Source organism: Xenorhabdus lircayensis (genome assembly GCF_016306625.1).
Taxonomy (GTDB): domain Bacteria; phylum Pseudomonadota; class Gammaproteobacteria; order Enterobacterales; family Enterobacteriaceae; genus Xenorhabdus; species Xenorhabdus lircayensis.
In genome coordinates, this window is sequence record NZ_JACOII010000082.1 from 1 (window position 1) to 6,323 (window position 6,323).

General features: G+C 39.8%; 2 protein-coding genes and 2 pseudogenes. 1 reads left to right on the plus strand and 3 read right to left on the minus strand.

The genetic code is table 11. From position 1 onward, the window contains the following. Positions 1–70: 70 nt before the first annotated feature. A pseudogene (locus H8A87_RS19150) lies at positions 71–256 on the plus strand (IS1 family transposase); the annotation flags it as partial. Positions 257–329: 73 nt separating this feature from the next. On the opposite strand, the pseudogene H8A87_RS19155 reads toward H8A87_RS19150, so the two are convergent. The 3 genes and pseudogenes from H8A87_RS19155 to H8A87_RS19165 all read right to left on the minus strand — a co-directional run. Continuing rightward, positions 330–1,556: pseudogene (locus H8A87_RS19155) on the minus strand (IS256 family transposase). Between the two features lie 136 nt (positions 1,557–1,692). Further along, complete coding sequence (locus H8A87_RS19160) at positions 1,693–5,904, minus strand: non-ribosomal peptide synthetase (protein WP_198691477.1); 4,212 nt, start codon at positions 5,902–5,904, stop codon at positions 1,693–1,695. 224 nt (positions 5,905–6,128) lie between these two features. Beyond that, positions 6,129–6,323 (minus strand): NAD(P)(+) transhydrogenase (Re/Si-specific) subunit beta (locus tag H8A87_RS19165; protein WP_198691478.1); only part of this gene is annotated, 195 nt, incomplete at its 5' end.

Consider the following 6,323-nt stretch of genomic DNA (forward strand, 5'->3'; position numbering starts at 1 on the left):
TTTGGCCATGCTTCATCCTTAAAAAGTCGGAAGCATATCACAGCAACTAACTATTTAATACATAACCGATGAAAAAGCGTTGGCGGGGAAACGGCATGTGGTCAGCAAGCGTTATACCCAACGCATAGAGAGGCATAACCTGAATCTTCGTCAGCATTTAGCAAAACTGACTCGCAAAACGTTGTCTTTTTCAAAATCCATAGAAATGCATGACAGAATTATAGGATATTATCTGAACATTCATCACTATCAATAAATTGGAATCATGACCAGATTTTTAACGGTAGAGTAATATAAATCTCATATCAAAATTAATAACTTGAGGGCGTTCAGTATCCTGTGTCACGATAATTTAGCCGTTGTAACGTTATCACATTATCCAGACGCCCTTCAAAGTAAATACACAGCTGGGACAGCGTCAGGTTCCAGCTTTGGATTGGCATCGTCCATTTTTCCTGGGCATTGAGAAGCCCCAGATAAAGCAGTTTGAGCAAGCTGTTTTCATTCGGGAACGCGCCTTTTGTTTTCGTCAGTTTTCTGAACTGACGGTGTACCGACTCGATAGCGTTCGTCGTGTAGATAACCTTGCGGATAGCCGCTGGGTAGCGGAAGTAACCCGACAAATTAACCCATTTACGACGCCAGCTCTGGATGTCAACCGGATATTGTTGACCCCATTTCATTTCCAACTCGTCCAGTGCGCTTTCTGCCACCTCTTTTGAGACCGCCCGATAGACTGGCTTCAGGTCAGCCATGAAGGCCTTGTGGTGCTTTGAAGCCACGTAACTTGAGCGAGTTGCGGATCTGGTGAATGATACACAACTGAACCTCGGTTTGTGGGTAAATACTGTTGATCGCTTCAGGGAAGCCCATCAACGCAGGCGATGAGGATATCTTTCAGTCCCCCTGTTTTGCAGGTCAGTCAGCACAGATAACCAGAAGTTAGCGCCTTCATTTTCAGAGAGATACAGACCAAGAACCGCTTTTTTGCCTTCAAGATTGAGTGCCAATACGGTATAGACCGCTTTACTCACATAGCGCCCATCCTCACGGATTTTATAGTGGATGGCATCCAGCCAGACGAAGGGGTAAATGGCGTCCAGTGGTCGCTGTTGCCACTGTTTAAGCTCAGGGATGACCTTGTCAGTCACTGCGCTGATAGTGACGCTGGAGATGCTGAAGGCATACAGGTCTTCGATTTCCCGGCTAATATCGTTGTAGCTCATCCCGAGGGCAAACAGGCAGATAATCTTTTGCTCAATCTCGTTTGAGAGCGTGGTCTGGTGCTTCTTCACCAGTTGGGGGTCAAAAGTGCCATTACGATCCCGTGGCGTAGCCAGTTCAAAGTGACCGGCCGGTGTCTTGATAGGCTTTTTGGTGGAATCGTTCCGCCGGTTGACCTCAATATTCTGAGCCAGATGAGAGTCAAGTTCAGCGGCTAAAGCGGCTTCCGTCAGCTGTTTAATGAGTGGGGTCAGGATGCCATCTTTACCTGTCAGAGCCTGACCTTCCTGAAGCGCTTTCAGGGCTTTATCGAAATCGAAGGGTTGAGTCATTTGTCATTCCTTTTTGAGGTGTTTTACTGGAATGACACAGAATTTCTAACACTCCCAATAACTCTTTAAACAAAGAAGATGCCTCATTACTGAGGCATCTTATACTTTATTCACCTGAACCAGCATCTAAAAAATCTTAGTCATAAAAATTACGGATACTCTCTTTTTCCTGACCAGATACAATGGCATTCATTAATCGCTCGTAATACCGGAGTAAGCTATCAATAGCCTCTTTGGAGTATAGCTCTGGATTATATGTAAATTCACATATAATACTTTTTGGCTTGTTGAAAAAAGTCATCCCAAGTGATTCGAAAGGTGTTGGAACAATCTGTATGGACTCTATGTCGAGGTTATCGAAAAACTCTTCCTCATCATCCTCTATATCCATGTAATTAAATACAATGTTAAATAGAGCATCCCTTACTTTTTCACCGACAGAATCAATAACCAAAGATACGTGAACGTCCAAGTTTTGCATAGCATCATAGATAAACTGCCTGATTTGCTGAATGATATCGTGTAGGCTCATTTCCTTATTGATAGAGGATTTGACTAACAGTCCATTCAAAAACAATCCTATCGCTTGCTGGCTTTCGATACTGGTACGCTCAATTCGCGGCGAAGCTGTAATTGTCTGTGACACGCCTGAATACATAAATATACAAGTATGGAATAGAGCCATAAATAGCATATATGGTGTAGTATTATTAGCTTCACAATATTTTGAAAATGCGTTAGTTACTGAATTAGGTATATTGATATAGTGAATATTAAAGTGGCCATTTGAAGCTATATTCCTGCTGAAATCAACCAGGAAATTATGCTGCATACTGACATTAGAAAACTGTTGCTGCCAAAACTTAAGCTGCGTTTGATACTCATCTGTTTTATGACTTCTTTGTGAATCATAAATATAATCAGAATACTTCATAGCTACAGGAGGGAGAATAGGCTCTTGTCCCTGTGAATAAGCCGTATACAATTGTGCAAGTTCATTCAGAAAGATATTGATTGACCAACCATCAAAAATTATATGGTGAATATCAAATAATAATCCCGTACTTGTTTCAGAAATAGGTAGTAAGAATGCTCTAATTAACGGTTTATTATAAATATCAAAAGGTATTTTTTGTTCTTCTTGCCAGAACCTTTCAATTTCACTGAGTATTTTCTCTTTTCCTATTCCTTCTGGTTGTAAATTGACAATTTGTAAATCGATCGTCATATTATTGTCTGGTTTCACGAAGATCTGTTCATTTTCTTGATAAAATTTTAAACGCAAACTTTCATGCCGTTCTAAAAGAGTATTCAAACTTTTTTCCAAGGCATTACGATCAGGTATTCCATTTATCAGTAAAGCAACGGGGACATGAAAACACTGCTCTATCCTTCCCTTTTGTATCAGAGGTAAAAGCAATTTGTGTCCATAAGAGAGTGGAATCTTTCCATCAGGGGTATTTTGTATTGATTCAGATATCGATATTTCAGGTCTTTTAGTATCCTTAATCACATTTGCAATTTGTGCAACGGTCGGATTTGTAAATAATTGATACATGCTAAGACTATTGTTCAGTATATTTTTAACGGAGGCCGTAATCTTAGTGGCTAAAAGCGAATATCCTCCAAGCGCGAAGAAATTATCATGAATACCTACCTGATTAATTTTTAAATGTTTTTGCCATAACAGGCACAGTTTTTCCTCTATTTCATCTCTTGGCGCAACATAATTTTGCTGACGTAATTTACTGTTATCCGGAACAGGCAGGGCTTTTTTATCCACTTTGTTGTTAGGTGTGAGAGGCATCCGCTCCAGCAGGATATAGATACGGGGAACCATATATTCAGGCAATTGTTGGTTCAGGAAAGATTGAAGTAACTCTGAGAGTTCACTGCCAAGAGCAGAGGCATCAAAGGCTGCGCCTCTTTCTCCAAGCCACTCAGCGCTCGGACAAACGTAAGCAATCAGTCTCTTATCTTCATTGCTCTCGCCGTAAGCGATCACAGCGGCACTACTTAAGGCATCATGTCCGCTCAAGGTATCTTCAATTTCACCTAATTCGATGCGATAACCGCGAATTTTGACCAATGAGTCAACACGTCCTATAAACTCCAATTGACCATCCGGTGTCCAACGAACTAAATCCCCTGTCCGATAAAGTCTATTTTCTGTATCAGAATCTGCACATGATGAGCTTAATGGATCGCGGATAAACTGTTTTTCTGTGATTTCCGGTGAATTCCGGTAACCCCGTGCCAGCTGAACCCCACCGATATGCAGTTCCCCAATTGCCCCAATCGGTACCAGATTACCCTCCGGATCAAGAATACGAACCACTATATTAGGTAATGGTTTTCCAATTGTAATCCGGTCATCGATTAATAAACCAGCGGTTACCATAGAGGAAGTTTCTGTAGAGCCATATGCGTTAAATAGTTTTCTGCCCAGTTTCCAGCGAGTAGCTATTTGTGGTGGCACAGCCTCTCCCCCCAATAATAAAGTTGAGACGGATTGCCATTTGTTGAAGTTCAGATGAGGCAATAGCGCTTGCGGCAACATAGTGTGGGTAATCTGGTATTTTTCAACCACATCATCCAGTAGCTCAGGAGTACGTTGCTGCGTTTCCGAAATCAAACACAGCGTTGCGCCACAAGGAAAAGCCATCGCCATCTCTATGGTCATAGCAACAAAGCTCCAGGAAGCAAACTGTAATACCCGGCTGTTTGCATCAATCCCAAATAGATCGGCCTGAGATAACGCAAGATTAACCCAGCCTTTATGCTTCACCATCACGCCTTTTGGTTTTCCCGTAGAGCCAGAGGTATAAATCACATAGATCAGATGATCTTCTGTCAGAGGAGTTGAGCGTTTGGTGATATTCCCGGTTGGCATATTTTGCAGATGTAATTGTACGATCTGTGTATCCAGATAGATCACTGTTTGCTGGCTGATAGACAATTTTTCTGCCAGATGTGTTTCGGTAAGGATGAACTCAACTTCACTATGCTCCAGCATATACTGAAGACGTGCCTGCGGGTAACCGGGATCTAACGGCACATACGCACCGCCTGCTTTAATAATTCCCAGTAACGCCACCATCCCTTGTAATGATCTCGGTATACAAAGTGCGACCAACGTATCAGGTTTGACACCCAATTCTATCAAATAATGTGCCAGCTGGTTGGCTTGTTCATTGACTGCTCGATAACTCAGCGAGTCGTTCCCAAAAATCAGTGCTGTATTTTCAGGCATCCGTTCGGCTTGTTCTTCAAACAATTCATGGAAACAACGCCCTGTTTGATAATGTTTCTGTGGCCCATTCCATTCATGCAATAAAGTGTGCTTTTCAGTATCAGATAGAAATGGAATGTTATGCACAGAGGATACCTGACCTGGCAGTACTTCATCGACACCCTGTGTCATCATTGCAACGATATTGGAAAGTAGGGTTTCGTAATTGGCACTTAATCTTTCAATCGTGGCACTTTCAAATAGATCAATGTCATAGTTCCATAAAAGAGATAATTCTTCCCCATCTTCTTCATAAATGTGGATTTCTAAATCAAGCAGGGTTTTCAGATGCAGGTATTCTTCACTCTTAATGTGATTTTCCTGTTCCAAAGCCATATTTTGCTGATTAGTATTTCCTAGCGTAAAAGCGATTTGAAAAATAGGATGATAGTTTAAATTATGATTAGGAGTGATTTTTTTTGCCAACCTTTCAAAAGGAAGTGCCTGGTGTGCATAAGCATCCAAAATAGCATGATTATTTTGTTTTAATAATTCACTGAAAGTAGGTTGAGCTGATAAATCTGTTCTGATAACCAGTGAATCGACGAAAGAACCAATTAAAGACTCAATATCATAACGTTTTCTTTTTGTAATTAGTGTTTCAATTACAATATCTTTTTCATTACTGTAATGGCTAAGTAATACAGCAAAGGCAGTCTCTAAGAATGTAAATAAAGTGACTTCATGTTGGGTACATAACATTTTTATATCTTGTATAATATTATTTGAAATACGTTGTTGATGTGTGCGTTTTTCGAAATTCTGTTTTTCTGAACGTGGGTTATCTAATGGAAAATGATGCATCGGAGATATGCTAACCAATTTTTTTTCAGAATAATAAAACTTATTATCCAGAATGTTGTCTTGCGACATGTTTTCTTTTGGATAAGACTGAGCCAGAAAACTCATTAATTGGTTTTTGTTATTTATCCATTCATTGAACAATTCCGACGGAATACTGCCACGGTTGGTTTCATATTGTAATTTTCCATTCATAATCAATAGCGTAATGCCGTGTTCCAAAGATTCATTGACAATTTGCATTGCAGTTTTCATATATCACCTTTAAATATATTTAATTATTCCCTGTTCGGAATGAAAATTTTCTTTATGAAACAAGATGTAATAAAATCTTACTCGAATAGTAGAGTATCTCGGATTCACATAGTAAATGAAAAACCAAGATATAACTCGAGATCTATTTTACAAATTGAAAAATAAAAATTAAAAAAAGAGCTTTGTGTAATAATTCAAAGATCTTCAATTTTTACTTTATATGATTACAGTGCACGTAAAATTGCTTCAACACTTGCTTTTGCATCACCAAATAGCATTTGTGTATTCTCTTTAAAGAAGAGTGGGTTTTGCACACCTGCATATCCGGTATTCATAGAACGTTTAAAAACAATCACGTTTTGTACTTTCCAGACTTCCAATACCAGCATGCCTGCAATCGGGTCATGTATTAAATGGTT

Bases quoted from the DNA above. Each gene is read 5' to 3' on its own strand.
- H8A87_RS19160 (WP_198691477.1), bottom strand. From the start codon at position 5,904: ATGAAAACTGCAATGCAAATTGTCAATGAATCTTTGGAACACGGCATT.